This is a genomic window from Acinetobacter sp. CS-2, from assembly GCF_016599715.1.
In the GTDB taxonomy this organism is placed as follows: Bacteria; Pseudomonadota; Gammaproteobacteria; order Pseudomonadales; family Moraxellaceae; genus Acinetobacter.
This window is the reverse complement of the sequence record NZ_CP067019.1, coordinates 3051857-3072495: the sequence shown is the minus strand read 5'-3', so window position 1 is coordinate 3072495 and position 20639 is coordinate 3051857. Positions and strand designations below refer to the sequence as shown.

Here is a 20639-nt window from a genome sequence, read left to right as displayed (position 1 = left end):
ATCGATCAAATATAGTCCACCATTTAGAGCATAGAAATGGCGGACTATTGATATTAAAGTAAGTCCAATTGCCCAACTTCATATTTATATGTCTGCCATTCACCTTCGCGTGGGACGCGCTCAAGACCAGTTTCAGCTTTCCACAATTCGATAAAAGCTTCACCATGTTCAAAGTTTGGGTTTCCACCACGTGCCCATTCGGACACAGTAGATGCATTCGCCACAGGCAGAACAAACGCGATTTTTTCATGTGTCCATTTAAGCCGACTCAAATCCAGAATCATACGATTGAAGTCTGGACGCTTATATCCACGACGTTTAACGAGAAATTCTTTAACCTTCTTTTGCTGCCTTAGGTTGATAAAACGTTCGGCCTTAGCTTTTTTTAAAACTGTGCTATCAATGCCACAATCATTTATAAACATTACTATTGAACTCCTTGGATCTGATTCAAAGCTTCATGGTCTAAGTTAGTAAATTGACAGTATTTCAATTGAGAGTGCATATAGGCGGTACCAGCTTCGCCGTGGCGGTTTTTTCCCACGATGGCCTCGGCAATACCCCGGTATTGGGAATCTTTGTTATAAACTTCGTCCCGGTACAAGAAAACAATTTGGTCAGCATCTTGTTCAATTGCACCAGACTCACGTAGATCTGACATTACTGGACGTTTGTTTGGACGTTTCTCTAACTCGCGATTGAGTTGTGACAAAAGGACAATGACACACTCAAACTCCTTGGCCATAGCTTTTAATTCACCAGTAAAGTAGGCGATCTTTAAATCTTCCCGGGCAAATTGCTTTGTAGTTTTCATGATCTGTAGATAATCAACCAGTACGACACCTACAGAACCATATTGGTGCTTTACCTTGCGAATGGATTCACGGATATTTGCAATAGAAGGCCGTGAAGTATCATTGATGTGCATTGGCACACTTTTAAGCATCACGACGGCGTTTGTATACGCTGTAAATTCTTCCTTAGGAAGCATGTGTGGGGAATTACGTACTACTCCAATATTTGCCGGTGCAATAGCACAGCAGAGACGCATGGCGATTTGTTCTTTTGGCATTTCACCAGACATGATCAAAGCAGGCTTTTTCTGAACAACGGCTACGTTATTGGCAATGAGCTGAAGCATAGTGGTTTTACCCATGGCAGGACGGGCAGCCACTACCATCAGGCAGCCTGGTTCAATATCCCCTAACTTTTTGTCCAGGTCATAGATACCAGTTTGAATACCTTTAATTGACGTTTCCCCCGCAAGAGCCGCCTCAATCTTTCGATGCATTTCTTGAAAAGTATTTGCTGCTGCATCATGGATGTGAAATAAAGATTCACTTCCTGATTCAGTATTCAGATCAGCAAAAGCAGCTTGAGCATTCTGGACCAACTCCCCACGGCTGATAGTTAAATGCCGGGCCTGTTGGATTACTTTCAGTGCTTCAGCTTCAACCTGGCGGCATGCGGTAAAATCCTTCAATTTTTCTACGTACGATTGCAGATTGTAGAAACTGGAAGGAGCATCACTCATTAACTGCATGAGATATTTCTCACCACCTGATGCTTCGCCATGATTGCGCATTTCAAGCCATTCATTGACGAGTACAGCGTCATATGGTGAGTTTTTAGCATCAAGATCAACAATTGCATTAAAAATCAGTTTGTGGCGTGTTGCGTGAAAATCTTGTTCTGTCAGTAGACTTTCAACCTGAGCATAAGAACCAGCAACAGTCATTAGGGCTGCAAGAACTGCTTGTTCAATTTGTAGATTGTGAATTGGGGGAGTATTGGTATTCATTCGATGCTCCCAAGTAAACTTTTAGGTTTGCTATCGGTCAAATTAATAAGCGGTTGCTCGACTGCAGCGGTATTGAGTCCAGACTGGTTCACATAATTTGGATTAGCTTTTTGGTAGCGTTCAAATTTATCGATGATCCAGCGAACGAATGAATACAATTTTCTTGCGTTGGGCATTACTTGGCCAGCGTAGTGAGCATTGAATGCACCCAATTGAAATTCGAAATCCGGCAATCCAAAAATTAATTCCAGATTCCGTTGTTGACCCGCAGTATTTAGCACATTGATTAATTGATTTTTATCTGGAATCCAATCGTGTTCTTGAGAGAGATTCATTGATAGATTCAATGGTTGGTTCTGCATCCCGTTTTTGGGATTGTTCAAAATCCCGTTTTCGGGATCATTTAAAGTACCGCTTTCGGGATTGTTCCAATTATTGGAATCATTCCGTTTTTGGGTTTGTTTAATATTCCCGTTTTTGGGTGTATTTGTTCTGGATTTAGCATCCTTTTTTGAACCTGAATCATCCCAATTATGGGTATATTCTTCACGTCCTTTGACGCCGTTTAGTTTGAGAACTTTAACCCGTTTGGTCGGTCCAGCACGCTCACCTGTATCTACAACCAGACCTGATTTAATAAGATCACTAAGGACTTTCTGAACTGTCTTTTTGTCCAGGACGGTATCTTTTGCAAGGCGTTCTATACTCGGCCATGCTGTATGATGTTCACTTGCTCGATCTGCTAATGAAAGCAGAACGAGCCGTTGTGAAGAGTTGCATACTGGGGCAGTCCACGCCCACCGTGTTGCATCAATGCTCACTAGACCCTCCTTGCCGGCTATTTTTGATCACGGCATTAAAGAGGCGATCTGGTGTTATGCGGACTGACTCAGCATAGGCAGATGATGATGGTGGAAGCTTAGACTCAGAACTAGGCTGAATTGTATTTTTTTCAGAAGAAGCAGGAAGCTTAGTCATTTTTAGATACCTCCCATGCCGCTTCATATTTTTCGCGTTCAACATCGAAAGTGTTGCTATGGTTATCAGCCAAATACGCAGCAATATGGATTAAGTTATCAAGACCACCAAATACAGCGCTATGAATATTCTGCTTCACGGCGTCTTTAACTATCTCAGCTTCATCTTTAATTTGATAAAACATAGTTTGAAGCCAAGATGTATTTTCATAAGCTAATGAGTAAGCATCGTGCAGATCACCCGCGTTGTATTGGTCATCGGGTTCTTGTTTATGTCTTTTAAGCTCAAGGCCATAGGTATCCGCTTGACTGTTAGCAAGCTGGTGGGAGATTACGATTAGATTTTCGAGTTCAGCAAAAATAGTGGAGTCGACTTTATTTTCTTCTGCATACGCTTTAACAAACACCGTTGCTTTGCTGATCTGATTAGTCAGAGTTCGAAGCTGTATGGCAGATTCAGATGCAAGTGAGTAAGCACTGATAATATCTGCGACACTGTAGAAAGGAATTAATTGTTCTGATAATTGAATTTGTACTTTAGCGTTCATGATGAATGCGCTCCTTTTACAAGTTTAGGAGCTTCACAAATCTCTGCTAAAAGATTGGTGTGAAGCTCAGAAGGGTTAGCAGACCGGTGTAAAAGGTACCCGGCACACCTAAAGGTGTCCCTCCCGAGCTCCACATAGCGATGCGGATGCATAGAGATTTTACGCATAAAAAAAGCCCGAAGCGGACTGTATGCGCCTTTTACATTGTAGCCTGCTAAAGCTAATTCAGTGATTTTGCACCGAACAAATTTAATATAGCCGAATATTTTCAGTTTGAGAAGACATTGCCAAAAAATAATTTTCATTGGTCTTCCTCCTCAAATAATAGAGGCTGAAGTTGTCGTTCAAGCTCTGCGACTTTTTCAGCAGCATGTGGCTTAATCTTGCGACCGAATAAAACCAGATTACGGCCTGCCTCACTGGCAGCATCTGAAGCACGTTCATATTGCAGAACAGCTTTGTTGAATTCAGAAATAAGAGTTAAATTCTGAGATTTGATGAAGTCAGACATCTCATCAAAAGCTGCGATATAGCTTTCTTTAAAAAGAGCTGCTTGCTTACCAGTGAAGCCCATGACTAGAAAAACAAAACCATTTTTTGTCATTTCATACATTGGGCGGGGTTTGCCCTGAGTATCAATGTATTCTGTGAGCGCAAAATTGCGCACGCTAAACTCAGCAGAACACTCTAACTCTCTCAATGCACGAAGAACATCACGATGATTGCGCTGGAAGTATTTCGCCACTTTCAATGATGTCGTCGTTGCTTCAGCTTGATTATCACTATTATGAAAGCGATTACTGATTTCAATTAACTGGTTTTGGGCTTCAGTTGAAAAGTTAAGAGGCTTATTCATTGAGAAGCCTCCATACCTTTTTCGTCCATCCATGCCTGGACTTCAGAAAGGCGCCACACTGTGACACTTGGACTTAACTTAATAGGATCTGGAAATTCACCACGCTTTACCCAGTTCCAAATCGTTTTATCTGAGACGCCAAGTAAGCCTGCGGATGCTGGGCGAGCATTAACTACCTTAGCTTTACCTTTGTTAATGCCGCTTTTGTAAATGTGAGTAGACGCCTGTTTAGCTGGAATATTCGCTAAATCCTTAATGCGTAAAAATCGCTCTTGCGTGAGAGATGCCATAACTCATCCTATTTAGTCGAAATAGATAGCTGCCGTCGCATTACTTGCAGTTCACTGCTGTAGCTTGCGTTGGCTTGATGAGAGCATCAGAGCAAATTAATAATGGGGTGGTGAATAGTTAAAGGGGTAGTAGCAACCCTAAAAAGCTTTCACCAAACCAAAATAAGTTAATGATATTTATTGAATTATTGGGGTGATACCTTTGGGGTTTTTCTATTGTCTATTGTTTTGGTATTGCCACCTTTTTTGGCTTTGGGGTGACGGCAAATTTTATCGATATATCTGCGGATATCCTCAGCCTGAACCGCTGGATAATGTTTTTTGATCCAGTTTGTCACAGTGGTTTGTTTTGGCGGTGGTTGATTGCTATCCGGGTCATAGTCGATCCAATGTTCTTGAATGACGCCGTATACAGCTTCGAGAGCTGGTGTTGTATAAAGTTTCTTATTGATGTTTATAGATTCACATAGACCATTTTCCTGAAGATGAGTTAGCTCATCGACAGAGATACTTTGCTTATCCTCGAGCTTTTTTACTATTGCAGATAGTAGGCCATTATTAACACTGGCCTTTATCAGATCATCATGCTTGATATCTAATTCCAACTCGAGTCTTTCAATTTTTTTTAAATATTCTTCTTTCTCTTTTTCCAGGTCTTTAACCTGGGCGCGCATTCTTTCTAACTGATCTGACTGGCTTGAAGTTTCATATTCGTTAAAGAACTTGATGTCTTCTTCTCTCTGGATTTGAGCTGAAAATAATGCATCTACTTCAGAATAATGGAAAACGATTTCTGTTGAGCTAAATGGGTTACCTTCAAAGTGCTTGTCTTCAACGAGCCAGCGGATATTTCTAATGTCATCATCAGTCATTCGCGGAAATGCTTTTAAATATTCATCCTGAGCTAAAGACTGGAACTTATTGAGTGGATCTATATATTCAATAATTTTTTGAACATGAAAAAATACATTGGTTTGGTCAGTTGGAGCCGTAGATGAATCGATAAAATTTAAAAATTCATCAGAATTAATGTAGCCTTTAAAAGTATTAGTCCAACTTATGGATCGTATATGCGGACCTAATTCACGGGCATCTATCTCATTTTGATGACGTTCTTCATGAATACAAACAATATTACCTACGAAATAGATACAGGGTGTGAGTTGACCGCGAATACAAAGATCTTTTAAATCATGATGATCTAATTGATAGTCAGATTTCTGGATAATTTTATCTATAGAATAATATTTCTTCATTTTGATTAATGCCTCCCACAGCATTCCCAAAAGTGACCAGGTAAATAAGTTGGGTACTTACTTGTCGGATGCCTCCTATACCTGGCGTGTTCAATATATCAAATAATTAGTTCATTGTTAGCATCTGAATGTCTTCATTAATTTCTTGATTTAGGCACGTTTCCCTTTAGGGAATGGAACGACGTTATTTCTCAGACTATCTATAAAGTCTGACCATTCTTGCATCATCTTGGTTCTGTACTGTAAATGCTGGGCATGGTTATAGGCTTGAGACACGGCGTTACCGGTCTTATGTGCTAATTGAACCTCGATAGCATCATGTTCATAACCTTGCTCATGCAAGGTGGTAGATGCCAATCCCCTAAAGCCGTGACCTGTCATTTTCCCAGCATAACCAAGTGTTCTGATGGCACATAAAAGGGCATTGCTGCTTAATGGCTTCGCTGTGCTGTGATTGTAAAAAACATATTGTTTATGACTTGTTAATGGCTTAAGACTCTCCAGTAGTTCAATTGATTGACTGGATAGAGGCACAATATGCATTAACTCCATTTTCATTTTATGCGGTGGTATGCGCCACTCTTTAGATTCAAAATTAATCTCGTCCCATTCCATCATCCTAAGTTCCGCCGTGCGTACAAAGGTTAATGTCATAAGCTGTAATGCTGTTTTGACTAAGATATTGCCGTGGTACCGATCCATACGATGTAGGAATGCAGGAAATTCGGATATATCCAAACGAGCCATGTTTTTTACTTTTCTTGGCTTTAAAGCTTCTTGCAAGTGCGGGGTAGGATCGTTTTCTATTAAGCCTTTTCGGATTGCATATCTGAATACACGACCAGCAAGGGGAATAGAGCGTTTTGCCATTTCTTGCGCCCCTCGATCCTCAATACGTTGAGCGCAGGCTAAAACGTCTTTACCTTTAATTTGATCAATTGGCATATTGCCAATATAGGGGAATAAGTCTTTTTCAAATACTGATAAATCCCTTAAATAGGTGGGCTCTTTAATTACAGCCTTTCTACTATCTAACCATTCAAGAGCTAAACTCTGAAACAAAGTACTTTCATCTGCTTCGGCTTTACGTTCTTTCTTCTTTTCAGCCGGGTCAATTCCATTGGCTAATAGTTCTCTGGCTGCTAAGTGTTTCGCTCTAGCCTGAGCAAGACTCATAAATTCGTAAGAGCCTAAAGTTAGATTTTTTTGTTTGCCATTAAAACGATAAGCATAGATCCAAGTCATACGGCCAGTGGGAAATACATGGAGTTGTAGTCCATTACCATCACTGTATTTATCTGGGGTTTTCTTATCAGGAGTAGGCTTTAGGCGCTTAATCTTTGTGTCGGTGAGCATGTTGGTATACCCCATTGTTGGTATAAATATGTTGGTATTCATGCCATACCAACCTTTATACCAACACTATACCAACGATTCGGAAGTATTGCACTTCTTTGCGGTAGACAATAAAAAAGGCTCAATCCCTTTAGAATTAAGCCTTTCTTTACTGCTTTGGATTGCAGTTCTTTTCAATATGGCGGTGAAAGAGGAAGTCGCAATAACGATATAACTTACTGAAAAATATAAATATAAATTATGATAAATTCAAATATACCGACAAATATACCGACAAGTGTTCAGAGTTGGAGTATCAGTACACGTATCGTCAATTTGATTCCTTATTTCTCGATTCGTGTGTTTTTGAATATAAAACTGCTTTTTTAGCTTAAAAAAATATAAGTGGTTTTACTGTTTTCTTCCGACCTGTTTTTTACTGGTCGAGTAAGTCGAATAGTAGAGGGGGTGTCCAGACATTCCAGCTTGATAGATCGACTACTGCTATTAGTAATTCAGGTGCCAGTCGGCACAAACGAAAATAGCGCGATTTAAAATACGCACTCAGCACTTTTCTTTATTGATTTAACCATATAAAAACTATGGTAAGGTTACTCAAGTTTTAAAACTCTATCTTCGCAGAAAAGCCCCCATGCCTAATCATAAGCATGGGGGCTTTTTCAATTCCACAATACACAAATTTATTCGTTATTTTTACATTGATAAATCACTAATCTTATGTGCTGAAAATGTAATATTTTGCCAATCATTATCGGTTCAAACATACTAAAAAATTATGCTTGACAAAAAGCTTCATGGGGTTAATTTGCGAAACAGCTAAAACAACCCTAAAACAACTATAAAAAAATAGAAAAAACCCATATAAGTATTTGTTTTATATATTTAAATTTTGGTTTAGGGTTAATTTATAATAAAGATATCCGGTATGGACCTATTTTATGTGGTTTTTTTTGGTAGTTTATGCCAATAAAAATAAAGTATTTATGCTTTGTTTAATGAAGTTTCCATTAATTTTTATGCTGTGCTTTTCGCTATTTCCTCAAGGTAAATTGAAGGTAGGTTTAGCCCCTAAAAAACACCGATTTCATGCAGACTTTTTCATATATGATGATCTATAACTTTAATCATAAAAATAGTGGGTTATATGGGTCTTATTTTTCTACTGCTTCATGCAATTATTTCTTTTGTTGTTGGTAAAGCTGTTGTTAATTCAAAACCAGAGATTGCTAATTGGTCGGTAAACAAAAAACAAGCGGTAACACTAGGTTGGTTTTTTATAAGCGTACTGATATGGTTAGGGATTAAAGCCATGCAGCCAGACTTCGCTATTGAGCACCATCTTTTTAGCAGCATTGGTACCTCAATCATTATGGGTATGATTTTCCATATGGCTTTAGCACCTAAAAAACAAACAGCCTAGAAACCAAAAGCCAGTATTACACTGGCTTTTAGATTTAATATTGTTATTTTTCATCATAATTAAGAGAAAAGCACTAGATAACTCTAGTGCCCAAAATTTAAATATCCAACTTCGGCAAACTTTTAACAATCTTCATTGTTTCCAGGCTGACCGTAATCACACGTAAGAACAATTCAAGCGGGTAGGCTGGATTACCCATCGTTTCAATTGCCCAGTCGTTTGCATCATTCACAATACCGCTGTCTTTATGCGTAGAAACGCCCTGACGCTCCATTACCCACTCAAGTGCAGGCTTACCATTCACAACGTATTCATAAGCCTCTAACGGGATGCCCTTGATCGTTACGCGCTTATTGTAAATGACAGTACCTTTTTCGCCTTTCTTAACAAACTTCATTTTTTCAACATAGAAGTCTTCTGCTAAAAGCTCTTTATACGCTTTCGTACCAGTGTCTAAAGTCGCTTTGTAAGGCTCTACGGTTTCGTAGTTGAGGTGCCAATGCGCTAAGTCACGGCCTGCTTTAGAGAATGCCCAAAAATCTTCGGCTTTTTTCATGCATGGGATACGTGGCAGCTCTTTGGTCAGATTGTCCGCATAACGGTCGCGGTATTCTTCACTGTGGAGTAAACCGTAGGTGTAATAGAAAATATCTTCCTTGCTAATCTGCTCATTCGGATACGCTGTTTGGAAGTGCACTAAACCTTCATCACTGATACCGTCTTTACGTTGGTACTTGGTTTCGCTCACAGTCAAATCAAGCGAGTTATCGAATAAATCACCTGACCCAACATTTTTTGCTTGAGTAACTTCTTCATAAAGGTAACGTGGTAAGCACTGAGCGCCTGCTTCAAGAAAATTATAATCAACTATCTTGTCAGATATAATACTAGAAAAACCTTTTTTACCACCAAGACCAGTTACAGCTATAACCAAATTATCACTAGCGAAAAAGTCTTTTATAGAGTTGAAACTATGATTAAAGACTCTTGAATTATAATGATATTGCTTTGAGTAAGGCCGATACATATTCAGGACGAATTCGCTATCATCATAACTTTGTATTTTGTGATTTTTGAATGGAGATTTCCATGATCTACCTCCCCAACTAAAGATACTTAAATCTTTTTTTACAAATTCAGTAATAGCTGGATATTGACTTGAATCCAGTCCAACACACGCTTCTTTATATCTTATAATCTCATTATTAAAAAAGTCTAAACCATCTTTAGTAATATTCTTCAATTTATGAATTGAAGAATTATAATTCCAAGCATCTCTTGCAGTAACTACACCAAATGAGTAATTAAGAAATATTTGAGCTTTATCTTTATCACTCTTTTCATAAGTACTTATAAAACTTGAGAACCCTTCATCTCTTTGATTCAACCAATCGTTATGTTCATTAGGTATAACTTTCAACCAACCTTTAACTTCAGAAATGCCGTTCAAGCTCTTAAACTCAGCAATCCTATCTAATTTTTCTTCACGACTAAGGTAATCACCGATGTCATGGAAGTAGATTTTTCCTTGTTCTTCAGCTTTGGGGTTCTTTACTAAAATTGAAATCGCAATCGGAGCACGACTACCACTTCCGAAAATCTTGCCACCTTCTTTACGTGAACGTTCACCTGATGTTCTTTGATTACCTCGTAAATGTAAAATATATAAAGAACTAAACTCTTCAACCAAACATTTACGCAAACCATCAGAAGTGTTAGCGTCAATAAAACTTCCATTGGTTACAAACCCTATGATGCCTTGACTTTTAATCCGATCGCTAGCCCAACGTATAGCCCGAATATAAGAATCAAGAGAACTTCTTTTACCAAATAAACTTGAAGAACTTAAAGTGTAAGTTTCATATATTCTTTGGTCTAGCAAATCATATTTCACATTTTGATTATCATCATTTTGAGAACCTTGACCTATTGAATAAGGTGGGTTACCAATAATCACCTGAATATCAAGTTTCTTTTGGCGTTTACGGCGTGCGCTGTTATCTATTAAAACTTCATCAACTAAATCTTCTTTTTCGTACATTTGGAAAGTATCGGTTAAACAAATCCCTTCAAACGGCGTGTAGTCATCAATAATGTAACTATGATAAACCGCTTCAATGTTAATCGCGGCAATGTAGTAAGCGAGTAATACCAGCTCATTGGCATGTAGCTCATTTTTGTATTTATACACCAATTGATCTTGAGGAATTAAACCACTCTGGATTAATCGAGTAATGAATGTCCCAGTCCCAGTAAACGGGTCAATTACATGCACACCTTTGTCGGCAATAGTCTTACCGAACTCTTGCTTTAGTACATCATTAACACTATGCAGAATAAAATCGACCACTTCTACCGGTGTATAAACAATCCCTAAACGCTCAGTCATACGTGGGAAAGCATTACGGAAGAACTTGTCGTAAAGTTCAACAATAATTTTTTGTTTACCTTCAGCACTATCAATGCCTGCTGCACGCATTTTTACACTTTCATAGAAACGTTTTAATGCCTGAGTTTCACTATCAATTTGATGTTGATCAAGTACATCCAACACCTTTTGCATTGCCACAGCCATCGGGTTGTGCTTAGCAAAGCTGTATTCATCAAATAAGGCATCAAATACCGGCTTGGTAATTAAATGCTGTGCCAACATTTCAATAATTTCAGCATCAGATACAGCATTGTTCAAGTCATCTCGAATTTCAATCGCAAACTCTTCAAACACTGCACGTTCTTTATCACACTCAGGACGTTGCAAAATTTCGGTGATGAGCTTGATATGGGTTTGAGCAATCTTGGAAATATCATTTGCCCAATCTTCCCAGTGGTGACGATTCCCCACCTTTTGAACCACTTTAGCGACAATGGCCCGTTCAATTTCACCTGACTCAAAACTAAATGTTTGCTGAACATCTTCCACTTCTTCTTTTTTAGTTTTTTTCGTAGCAGTACCAATCGTTGTGCCGCCTTGACCGGCAGCTTTCTTTTTGGCTTTTGCTGCGACTTTATTGGTGATGGCAATCACTTCCATCTTAGACTTATCTATACCGGTTAAGTCCATTTTGTTAATCATGGCATCGAAACGGTCATCGTGTGAACGTAGGGCATTGAGTACTTGCCACACGACTTTATAGGTCTTGTTATCATCCAGTGCTTTATGTGGCTCCATGCCTGGTGGAATGACCACAGGTAAAATCACATAACCACGTTTTTTATTCGGGGCCAGACGCATTACCCGTCCTACCGACTGTACAACATCGACTTGAGAACTTCGCGGCGTTAAAAAGAGTACGGAGTCAAGGGAAGGGACGTCTACACCTTCAGACAAACAGCGGACATTGCTTAAAATACGACAGATGGGACGCGCTTCACCATGTTCATCAAAGACCGGTTCAGGAGTGGCTTTCAACCAGTTTAATTTTTCTTCTTTAAGTCCAGCCCCCATACCACCATCAACGTGTTTTGCTTCACAAACAAGATGGTGAGAGATTTCATTGCCATCATTCTGCTCAGCAGTTTGATAGGCTTCGACGACTTTCTCAAAAATACCGGCAATATGGGTAGAACTGACTTGGTGAGTACGGGCTTTTTCAGTTTTCTCAATCACCTGACAAAATGCTAATGCACGTTGCATTGGCGCCGTATCTTCGTCGACATCAGCATGAATACCTTGTTTAGATAATGCCTTCCAACAGCCAACAATACGCGCTGCATCATCCACCACAATTTCATCAGTTTCAGATAAGAAACCACCGAGCTTATCAATAATCGTATCGGAGTCTACGCTCAGTACAATCACTTTGTAATCGACCAGTAGGCCAAGCTTTACAGCTTCAGAGAAATTAATGGTATAGAGCGTTTGACCAAAAAGTTTCTCATCATCCATAGAGAATAAAGTGAACTCACTCGAGTTAGATTTCACATCATCTGAAAAGATACGAGGCGTCGCCGTCATGTATAGACGTTTCTTACCTAAGATAAAACCGGCATCATGGATTTTGACAAAGTTAGAATCATCTTCACTATCATGGGTAGAACCCGTAGTACGATGGGCCTCATCACAGATAATTAAATCAAATTCAGCCATGCCTTCGTTATTCTGAGCGTCACTTACCGTATTAATTGAATGATAGGTTGAGAACACCACAGTCATATGGTCTGAATCGTGATGTTTCTCTACATTTCCAGCAAGCTTTTCTGCATCGGTGGTCGCTGGATACTGCAACTCATGAGCAAGGGTGGTCACGGCGTCTATAGCAGTCTTATTCTTCTTTTTGCCCACTTCGGTATCAGAACATACCGCATAGCTATGAAGTGGCGTAGTGGACTCCTGAGTCCATTCTGTGAGGGTTTGTGAAAGCAGAGACAAACTTGGTACAAGGAACAATACTCGCTTGCCTTTACCTGCACATTCTTCAGCAATTTTTAGACTGGTGAAAGTCTTACCTGTACCACAAGCCATAATGAGCTTGCCGCGATCTAGTTTTTGGTCATACAGACCAATTTTGACATTAGTCAGTGCTGCACTTTGATGTGGGCGTAATTGTTTTTTAGGTTTAAAAACGACTTCTTTCTTTTCTGCGAATTTAGCCCAATCAATCACGCTATTGGCTAAAGTTGCAAGATCAATTTTAGTAACCGGTGGGTCTTGGTTTTCTAAAGTATCTAAAGCATTTTGTGACCATTCATACGTGGTGCTGACAATGATACGACTTTTAAAATAGGTTTTAGATGCTGCTGATAAGAAACTGTCTATTTCAGATTTTGATACTTTACGAGCGGCATCATAGAGTTTGCATTGAATAGCACAAAAGCCGCCGTCTTTGTCTGTTGCGACTAAATCAATACCGGTATCTTTACCTGTTAAACCTTGTTCCTTTGCCCACTCAGTATAGGGTTGAACTTTAGTAAACAAGTCAGCATAGGCAGGTTCATTCTCAAAATACTTAATACAAAGCAACTCAAAATAAGTACCTTTTTCACGTTCTGATTTGGCACTTGTTCTGTAAGTTGTTATTAAGTTAAAGAATGATGACATGGCCCAAAAACCCCAAATAATATTTTAATTGAATGCAATGGATTCTACTGAATGTACCTTCTAAAAACTATGGCTTATGACATTTCTTTAATTTTCTGTAAATTTTAAGCAATTTTTATCAGAATTTAAATATTAAGTACCCTGAACTTATTGTTGTATAAGCTTTAATAAATACGCATTAAGTAAATTTAATTCTAATTATTCACTCTAATTCTCTATAACTTAATGCTGGTAAGGTGACTCAATAACTTTAAGCTTGTCATAGGACCCGATGAATTACTGCCATTCTATATAAACAGCAGCATTCTTAGAATTACTCTTGAATGATAGCTAATTAACGACAATATCTAGTATTACCAACGGTATTACATGTTGTGGTATTCCCGCTAGAATCACGGATATATGTAGAATTTCCTATTTGATTAATTGTAGAAGTATCACCACTGGAATCACGGTAATAGCCTGTATTGCCAACCTGATTATAAGTACCTGTACTACCAGAAGAGTTTCTAGCATAGGTTGTATTACCCACTTGATTATAAGTGGTCGTATTGCCGTAAGAATCTCGCTGATAACCTGTATTACCAACTTGGTTATAAGTTGTTGGGTAAGCGATAGCAAAAGTTGATAAAGAAATTAATCCTAGTGTTATTAAAAGCCTCATAGTTCCCCCTTAAATATATACAAAGTAGACTAGTGAATAACCACTTGGCCCCTCACCTAAACAAATTTCATCTACTTTTTTTGAATAGGATAAGACATTATGAACGAAGACAAAGATATAACTCAGAATTTAAAAAATATTTTTTGATCTATGAAAAATATGTAACTTTTTGCCAATAAAAACCCTCATAAACCTTTCCCCCTTTTTTAAGGTACTGTATGGCTAATCGGTTACTGGTGGCGATTCTGTGCCACTCTGTAGCCTGTTTGCGCTGGCCTGTGGTGTTTGCTACATGTAGTACTGCTACCGTTCGGAAATTGTTTGGTTTCAGGGTCACAACCCAATACGCCCATCACAATTACTTTGTTTACGTTTGCCATTCTTCACACCTATTAATTTCTATTTTTCCTATATTTTCTTGCGATTCTGCGATTTCCCCTTGTATGCCTTGATACATATAGCTTTTCACATCCAAATATAAATGCGATGTGCTGCGATTTATTGCGATTCCTATGATATATCGCAATATCGCAATATCGCAATATCGCAATATCGCAATCGTATCGCAATCACTTTGCGATATAAAAAACCTTGCTATATAAGGGTTATAGCCATAAATCGCAAAATCGCAACTATTTAAGCAGTAAAGGGTTTAACTCAATGTATGTTGAGCGGTTTATAGTCACTAATCGAACATAATTAAATTCAATTAGCTCATTTAAACATGGGGCAAATTCCTTAGCCTTTCTCAAACTCGACGGCGCACCGTTTAAGGCCAAAGTTTTTAAGATTCGGTTTGTCTTATCTTTAGTGCATTTAGCTAAAATGTTCTTAATGAGTTTTTCGGCTTCATTCTCTTTGACCGTTTCAATCTCAGCATATCTTGACCACTCTCCCAATGAGTGACGGATAACATCACATGCACCTGATAACGTCTTGCGGTCTATCACGTCCAAACCTTCAAAGTAAGCGAATACAGTAGCTAACCGCCGTGCTAATTGACTGGCACGACTGGCGAAGGCTTGTAGGTATTCATAACGCTGTCCTTTCGCCTGTAATCGCTCTATCTCATTGTAGAACTCAAGCTCTAAACTCTCGGCTTCCTTAGCAATTGGAATGACACGGCGTTCACCTGTAGGCTGATCTGCTGCCACTGGTAGAGGGCATTCATCTAATAGGAACTCGCACCGATTCCAGTACGCTATTAATCTATGGTCAAGATTGGCATTATTGGCTTGATTGGATTCATCTTGTAGCCGTGTGCCTGCGAGATTCTCAGGAGCGGTAAAAATGAATCTAGGTAAAAATCCTTGACCTCTTAACACTGGGTCTTTAAGTGCATCAGATAAAACCTCATGCTGTCCCTGTAGGTTGAACGTCAATCTAACGTCATAAGCCCGACCACTTCCGTTTAAATTGGACTTTGACCGTGTACGCTCCACTGAGCCATCATCAAATAACTTTGCATAACCGCCTAACGCTTGGTTACGTGTATCTGATTTCATCGTATGACCACCAAAGAATTGAGCGGCTTCATCACTTGAGATAGAGGCGTTTTTAATAGCTCCATCAACGTATAACCCTGCTAATGATTCGAGTGTTATATCGCTGTACCGTGTGATGGGGTCGTGTGGTGGCGGTGTTTCAGCTAAGAAAACACTTTTATCCTTTTTGTCACACCCTGCCAGTAAACATTTCCATTGCTCAAGGTCGCTGCGGTATTGCTCATACTGTTTTTTCTCATGCTTAATGATGGCTCTATCTGCAAGATTTCTGCTTGTGGTTTTACGGCTACCGCTTTGACCCTCAGTGAGTAAAAATAATCCGCATGGCTCACCTTGGGTGTTGAATGGGTCTGGGGCATTAACGTGTGCCTGTGCTATGTGTGACATTGCACCGATGACACATTGCGCCGTCATTGCGATAGGTGCTTGCACATGCTCAGCAATAGCCTGTATAGCTCCCCTTGCCAGTGTAGGTATTGCATGAATCGGGTAGGTGGTTGCTGTGGACGTATTCGCCTGCACTAATGGGATTAATTCACCCCACTGGTTAAGGTCTTGTGGTTGCTCTATTGAATGCTGTTTAAAAAAATCAGGGTCAATTGATTTTATTAGCTGCTGCTTTTTCTCAGATAAGAATTTATTGATAGATTTCGGACTTAATTTTTTAAAATCCTGATCCGTATGGATAAATAAATCAGTATTATTGATAGGATGTTTTTTCCCTATTAACATTCTAAATATTGTTTCAGGCATACCATTGTTTATAATCTGATACGCTGCATCAATATCCTCATGAAACACAATGGCCTCTCCAGCCTTCGCAAGTTTTACAAATAAATTTATATCGTCAGTACCCAATATATAAGACATATATTTTTTATTTGTATTGCTCGCAAACACTCCAGCTTTACCAATCAAAAAAGATACTTTTTGAGAATCGATTTCTTTGTGTGGTGTCTGATCTGTATCGTATTTTTTTGCAATACCTTTGATTGCGTAGCCTACAATTTCATCCAATTGCTGAGGATTCACATAAGGGAGTGCTGTGCATTCTTCACAGTTATATTCTGGCAATTCAGAATAAATATAGCTCTCAGGCTTAACTTTAAAATTCTGTTCATCAATACAGTCTTTTGCAAAATCTTCAAGCAAATGATATTCAGTTTTGGTACTTATCACTGGATCGGTATTGACTGCCAAAACGATTGCAGTTTTATCACAAGGGAGTTTTGCATTCATGCTGTACCCCCTGCATTTATCACAGCATCTTCCAAATGGTCTTGAGCTGTTTTAGTTGGGATAGATTTAGACATGATTAATGCGCTCCTAGTGAATTAATAGAAGCTCTGCCGATTACTGTCAAATAAGGGTGGCAAAGCTGAAAAGGGTTGACAGACAGGCTCACTAGGTTACCTGCACACATAAATGTGTCCCTCTCCAGCTCCGCCATAACATGCGAACGCATAGAGATATTACGCACAAAAAAAGCCCGATGCGGACTATGTGCGCCTAGTGAGAATTTGCAGTCTGTCAAAACTGATTCATCATGTGGATGAACGTCATTAGAATAAATGGAACGGCTTGCGGTTGCAAGAATTAAGCAAAATACAACAAAACAAATGCCCATTAATGAACCTTTAATAAGGTCTAAAAATAAATCCTTCACCGCTCTACCCCTCTGTATTCATAGCGAGCATATGTGCCAGTGCGCTTATTATTGCGCTCACGATGGGTCACAATGTCATAACCCGCATTGCGTAACTTTAGAATGACGGCGCTTAAACGAAAGCAGCTAAAAAGCTCCAATGCCTCAATCGGTGTGATGCTTTTACCTTGTTTGAGGTGTTCTAAAATCTGGTCTAACTGGTTGTTATTCATGTTCTGGCCTCACTGGATCGGGTTCACGTTGGCATTAATCAAAACGCCATCGGTAGAAAGTCCAAGTTCTTTGCGCTGCTGCATCATGCTTAAAAGATTCATTTCAGCTTCTTCAAACGTCACGCTGCAATGGTCTGCAATGGTCTGCAATGTCTTGCAAGTTATAGACTGGCTGTCCACTGTCTAAGCATCCGCTTGGCTTCGGGAGGTGCTGTTCAGCCATCTTGAACGCTTCATCTTTCAAGTATTGTGGAGAGTATTCAAAAGCAAGCATAAAAGCCTGCATGGTGATGGGGTGTTCTTCACCGTGTAGCTTCACCATCAGTTCGTAGTACTTCAATGCCTTGAAAAACTTAGGGTTCACTGGTTGCTGATTGTTCACGCTCAAGCCTCCAATCCTTTTGAAGCCATCCATGCTTCAATATCTTCAATGCGCCATGCGGTGATGCGTTCGGTTAGCTTGATCGGGGCAGGGAACTCGCCAGTACGTACTTTGTCCCAGATAGTTGTTTCACCCATTGGGAGTAAGCCTTGACGCTCAGGACGTGCGTTGATAATCCGAGTCGTACCATCTTTAGCGGTGTACTTGCGTTCCTTGCGTGGTGCGGTAGTCGCAAGGTGCGACATACGGTAAAAACCTTTCGGGGAATGATTTAATTTTTCAGTAGACATAAAAACCTCTAACAATGTGTCGTAGTGCAACGGCGCTAGAGGTAGTATCTAATTTGATTGAATAAAAAGTTGTGGAACAGGTTAGGTAATCACTTTCCCAACTTTTTGTTGAAATTCCTGATCCGCAAGATAAATTAAATATTCACTATCTGTACTTTTAGAATCTAATAATGATTTGGAAAGTGGAAGAATTGTGTCAGTGAGCCGATCATTTTCGAAACTACCATTTCGATAAAGCAGTTGATCTAGCATGTTTTTTTCAAGTGTGTAGTCATTTAACTTAGCCCATAAAATTAGGTCCATTAATTGAATAATTTTGTATTGTTTAATCTTTTTTATAAATTCTTTGGGTTTATTAAATATAGATTTACGCCTTGTTATCTGTCTTAAAAATTTCAGATGTTGCTTAAACTCTTCAATTATAGCGTTATCTGAAAAATTCAAATTAGTTGAAAATGAATAGTTATTACTTTTAGATACAAGCAATTTTCTAAATTCGTTATAGCTAAGGTCATATCGTTTTTGTAGTCTTTGATCTGTATTGAATATTGGTCTTATATAGGGCCTATTATCCCAGCTTATCTGATTTATAAATTGCGAGTCTTCTGTAGGTATTGGCTTAGTGGAATTTTTAGATAATTCTTGAAGTTTATTATCATAATGATTTTTCTCGATTTCTATTTGTTCAATAGTGGTAAGTTCTAATCTACCATCAGGAAGGTTTTGTTCATATTTGCTAAACAAAATTGATAGTGTAATACCTGGGAATAACGCTCTATTATATGTTTCCGGATGTCGACAAAATTTCTTAAATTCTTTTATTTCTCGATAAAGCATTTGTCGGTTATAAATCTCAAAAGAAAGCCGTCTAGCACTATACTTAGCTTGATATTCATCATAAGAAAGACTTTTTAAATATGTAGGAATTAGGCCAATATACTTATTGGAAATACGCTTAACTTTCTTCATTTAATAATCCTATCTTCATTCAAATAGTTAAGTAAAAGCACTAACTTTGTTTTTTTGTTAGAAATACTTAACTAGAGAATGAGGCTATGCTTCTTTAAAACTTATGCGGTTCTGGTGTGCTGTTTGAATTGGATCAAATTTTCACTTTCATCATTCGGCTTAAACTTCGATACATCTCCACCTTGACGTAAGGTATCTAGGTAATCCGCCCATAGCTGCATCATTTCGCGTCTACGGCGTAAAAACTTAGTTCGGTTGTAAGCTGTACCGTTTGGGTCTTTAACCTTGTGTGCAAGCTGGTGTTCCACAATATCGGTTCTGTATTCAATTTCTTCATCGAGCAGCGTTCTCGCCGTTGCTCTGAATCCATGTACTGTGTGCTGTCCTTTAAAACCTACTCGTTTTAATACTTGGGTTAGAGTGCCGTCACTCATGCACTCAGATGAAGTTTTGACGCTTGGAAATACATATTTTGAAGTTGTCCGCAGCTCCTCAAGTTCTTTGAGAATGTCATAAGCCTGAATTGATAACGGCACTATGTGGTCTTGATTCGTTTTACTTGCAGCAAATGACAAGCATCTATTTTCAAAATCTACTGATTCCCATAGTAAGGTTCTGACTTCCCCAGGGCGCTGATAGATATATGCTGATAACTTTATTGCTAACTCAGTTCGGATCCGTGTACGTGGAAAGTCTTTGGTTAAGTGCCACGTTTTACGGAGTAGATCGGCTAACTCTCTCTCATCCGTCACAGCATTGTGATTGCCCTTGATTGGTTGAGGTAGGCTAATGTCTGGAGCAGGGTTATAGGTGATGATTCTTCGCTTTAACGGAAGTTTAAGAACCATATTTATAATTGACTTAACACGTCTAGCCGATTCAAGCGCACCACGTTCGACAAGTGCATCGGTCACATCACGTTCTAGTTGCTCAGTGGTCAGTTGTACTACTGGTAGCTTGCCAATAAACGGCAGTATATCTTTATCAAGTTTGCGTATTGTTTCACTGTCCACCTTTCCCTCATGTCTGCGAAGCTCTAACCATTCCGCAGCAAATTTACTAAAAGTATTTTCTAGGGTTTCGATCTGCTCACGTTTTTTATTATTGCGCTGCTCGGCTGGGTCGATACCGTCTGCCAGCATCTTTTTAAATTCTTCTCTCTTTGCTCGCGCCTGTTCAAGGCTAATGGTTGGATAAGTACCAATTGCAAGGGTGTTGTATTTTTGCGTCACTGGTCGGCGGTAATCCATGCGCCAATACTTCGCTTCGGTATCATCAATCAATAAATACAGGCCACCGCCGTCAGGGTGTCTTTGCTTCTTTGCGCCATTCACATCAAAGTTAAGGTTCTTCACGCCTTTAGCAGTCAGCTTGTTAGACTGTTTTGCCATTTCTGATTTCTCCTAGTT

Annotated in this window: 18 protein-coding genes and 1 pseudogene; 1 reads left to right on the top strand and 18 read right to left on the bottom strand. The window is 39.1% G+C overall.

Annotated elements, in window-relative coordinates; translation table 11 throughout:
* Positions 1 to 53: 53 nt before the first annotated feature.
* From JFY49_RS15130 to JFY49_RS15095, 8 genes are all read right to left on the bottom strand, one after another.
* On the bottom strand, positions 54 to 425 hold the full coding sequence (locus tag JFY49_RS15130) for a hypothetical protein (protein WP_200223344.1): 372 nt from the start codon (positions 423 to 425) through the stop codon (positions 54 to 56).
* A 2-nt stretch (positions 426 to 427) separates the two neighbouring features.
* Positions 428 to 1801: a replicative DNA helicase gene (dnaB, locus tag JFY49_RS15125; protein WP_200223343.1), complete on the bottom strand. Its 1374-nt coding sequence runs from the start codon at positions 1799 to 1801 to the stop codon at positions 428 to 430.
* Complete coding sequence (locus JFY49_RS15120) at positions 1798 to 2622, bottom strand: helix-turn-helix domain-containing protein (RefSeq protein WP_200223342.1); 825 nt, start codon at positions 2620 to 2622, stop codon at positions 1798 to 1800. The genes dnaB and JFY49_RS15120 overlap by 4 nt, the downstream gene beginning before the upstream one ends.
* Positions 2623 to 2771: 149 nt before the next feature.
* Positions 2772 to 3326, bottom strand: a complete 555-nt coding sequence (locus tag JFY49_RS15115) for a hypothetical protein (protein WP_200223341.1) — start codon at positions 3324 to 3326, stop codon at positions 2772 to 2774.
* A 301-nt stretch (positions 3327 to 3627) separates the two neighbouring features.
* Complete coding sequence (locus JFY49_RS15110) at positions 3628 to 4182, bottom strand: Rha family transcriptional regulator (protein WP_200224888.1); 555 nt, start codon at positions 4180 to 4182, stop codon at positions 3628 to 3630.
* On the bottom strand, positions 4179 to 4472 hold the full coding sequence (locus JFY49_RS15105; RefSeq protein WP_200223340.1) for a helix-turn-helix transcriptional regulator: 294 nt from the start codon (positions 4470 to 4472) through the stop codon (positions 4179 to 4181). The genes JFY49_RS15110 and JFY49_RS15105 overlap by 4 nt, the downstream gene beginning before the upstream one ends.
* A gap of 185 nt (positions 4473 to 4657) precedes the next feature.
* Complete coding sequence (locus JFY49_RS17770) at positions 4658 to 5728, bottom strand: hypothetical protein (RefSeq protein ID WP_200223339.1); 1071 nt, start codon at positions 5726 to 5728, stop codon at positions 4658 to 4660.
* A 150-nt stretch (positions 5729 to 5878) separates the two neighbouring features.
* Positions 5879 to 7084: a tyrosine-type recombinase/integrase gene (locus JFY49_RS15095; protein WP_200224887.1), complete on the bottom strand. Its 1206-nt coding sequence runs from the start codon at positions 7082 to 7084 to the stop codon at positions 5879 to 5881.
* A 1144-nt stretch (positions 7085 to 8228) separates the two neighbouring features.
* Between JFY49_RS15095 and JFY49_RS15085 the strand changes: the two genes are divergently transcribed.
* Positions 8229 to 8504, top strand: a complete 276-nt coding sequence (locus JFY49_RS15085; protein WP_200223336.1) for a hypothetical protein — start codon at positions 8229 to 8231, stop codon at positions 8502 to 8504.
* A gap of 97 nt (positions 8505 to 8601) precedes the next feature.
* On the opposite strand, the gene JFY49_RS15080 is transcribed toward JFY49_RS15085, so the two are convergent.
* The 10 genes and pseudogenes from JFY49_RS15080 to JFY49_RS15035 form a co-directional block, all read right to left on the bottom strand.
* Entirely contained in the window at positions 8602 to 13542 is a 4941-nt protein-coding gene (locus JFY49_RS15080; protein ID WP_200223335.1) for a DEAD/DEAH box helicase, read from the bottom strand.
* 334 nt (positions 13543 to 13876) lie between these two features.
* Positions 13877 to 14206 (bottom strand): hypothetical protein, encoded by a 330-nt coding sequence (locus JFY49_RS15075; protein ID WP_200223334.1) that lies wholly within the window; start codon positions 14204 to 14206, stop codon positions 13877 to 13879.
* Positions 14207 to 14393: 187 nt separating this feature from the next.
* Positions 14394 to 14586, bottom strand: a pseudogene (locus JFY49_RS15070) (single-stranded DNA-binding protein); the annotation flags it as partial.
* Between the two features lie 252 nt (positions 14587 to 14838).
* Positions 14839 to 16950 carry a DUF3987 domain-containing protein gene (locus tag JFY49_RS15065; RefSeq protein ID WP_200223333.1) on the bottom strand — a complete coding sequence of 704 codons (2112 nt, stop codon included), beginning with the start codon at positions 16948 to 16950 and terminating at the stop codon, positions 14839 to 14841.
* Positions 16951 to 17026: 76 nt separating this feature from the next.
* On the bottom strand, positions 17027 to 17377 hold the full coding sequence (locus JFY49_RS15060) for a hypothetical protein (protein WP_200223332.1): 351 nt from the start codon (positions 17375 to 17377) through the stop codon (positions 17027 to 17029).
* Entirely contained in the window at positions 17374 to 17589 is a 216-nt protein-coding gene (locus JFY49_RS15055) for a helix-turn-helix domain-containing protein (RefSeq protein ID WP_200223331.1), read from the bottom strand. The genes JFY49_RS15060 and JFY49_RS15055 overlap by 4 nt, the downstream gene beginning before the upstream one ends.
* Before the next feature lie 112 nt (positions 17590 to 17701).
* Positions 17702 to 17971, bottom strand: coding sequence for a hypothetical protein (locus tag JFY49_RS15050; protein ID WP_227609485.1), 270 nt, complete (start codon positions 17969 to 17971; stop codon positions 17702 to 17704).
* Between the two features lie 2 nt (positions 17972 to 17973).
* Complete coding sequence (locus JFY49_RS15045; protein ID WP_200223330.1) at positions 17974 to 18261, bottom strand: helix-turn-helix transcriptional regulator; 288 nt, start codon at positions 18259 to 18261, stop codon at positions 17974 to 17976.
* An 81-nt stretch (positions 18262 to 18342) separates the two neighbouring features.
* A complete protein-coding gene (locus tag JFY49_RS15040; protein ID WP_200223329.1) occupies positions 18343 to 19230 on the bottom strand; it encodes a DUF6387 family protein in 888 nt (295 codons plus the stop codon).
* A gap of 101 nt (positions 19231 to 19331) precedes the next feature.
* Entirely contained in the window at positions 19332 to 20621 is a 1290-nt protein-coding gene (locus tag JFY49_RS15035) for a tyrosine-type recombinase/integrase (RefSeq protein WP_200223328.1), read from the bottom strand.
* Positions 20622 to 20639 lie beyond the last annotated feature (18 nt).

Bases quoted from the DNA above. Each gene is read 5' to 3' on its own strand.
- dnaB (WP_200223343.1), bottom strand. From the start codon at position 1,801: ATGAATACCAATACTCCCCCAATTCACAATCTACAAATTGAACAAGCA.
- JFY49_RS15045 (WP_200223330.1), bottom strand. From the start codon at position 18,261: ATGTCTACTGAAAAATTAAATCATTCCCCGAAAGGTTTTTACCGTATG.
- JFY49_RS17770 (WP_200223339.1), bottom strand. From the start codon at position 5,728: ATGAAGAAATATTATTCTATAGATAAAATTATCCAGAAATCTGACTAT.
- JFY49_RS15105 (WP_200223340.1), bottom strand. From the start codon at position 4,472: ATGGCATCTCTCACGCAAGAGCGATTTTTACGCATTAAGGATTTAGCG.
- JFY49_RS15130 (WP_200223344.1), bottom strand. From the start codon at position 425: ATGTTTATAAATGATTGTGGCATTGATAGCACAGTTTTAAAAAAAGCT.
- JFY49_RS15075 (WP_200223334.1), bottom strand. From the start codon at position 14,206: ATGAGGCTTTTAATAACACTAGGATTAATTTCTTTATCAACTTTTGCT.
- JFY49_RS15115 (WP_200223341.1), bottom strand. From the start codon at position 3,326: ATGAACGCTAAAGTACAAATTCAATTATCAGAACAATTAATTCCTTTC.
- JFY49_RS15035 (WP_200223328.1), bottom strand. From the start codon at position 20,621: ATGGCAAAACAGTCTAACAAGCTGACTGCTAAAGGCGTGAAGAACCTT.
- JFY49_RS15080 (WP_200223335.1), bottom strand. From the start codon at position 13,542: ATGTCATCATTCTTTAACTTAATAACAACTTACAGAACAAGTGCCAAA.
- JFY49_RS15040 (WP_200223329.1), bottom strand. From the start codon at position 19,230: ATGAAGAAAGTTAAGCGTATTTCCAATAAGTATATTGGCCTAATTCCT.
- JFY49_RS15055 (WP_200223331.1), bottom strand. From the start codon at position 17,589: ATGAATAACAACCAGTTAGACCAGATTTTAGAACACCTCAAACAAGGT.
- JFY49_RS15110 (WP_200224888.1), bottom strand. From the start codon at position 4,182: ATGAATAAGCCTCTTAACTTTTCAACTGAAGCCCAAAACCAGTTAATT.
- JFY49_RS15095 (WP_200224887.1), bottom strand. From the start codon at position 7,084: ATGCTCACCGACACAAAGATTAAGCGCCTAAAGCCTACTCCTGATAAG.
- JFY49_RS15065 (WP_200223333.1), bottom strand. From the start codon at position 16,950: ATGAATGCAAAACTCCCTTGTGATAAAACTGCAATCGTTTTGGCAGTC.
- JFY49_RS15085 (WP_200223336.1), top strand. From the start codon at position 8,229: ATGGGTCTTATTTTTCTACTGCTTCATGCAATTATTTCTTTTGTTGTT.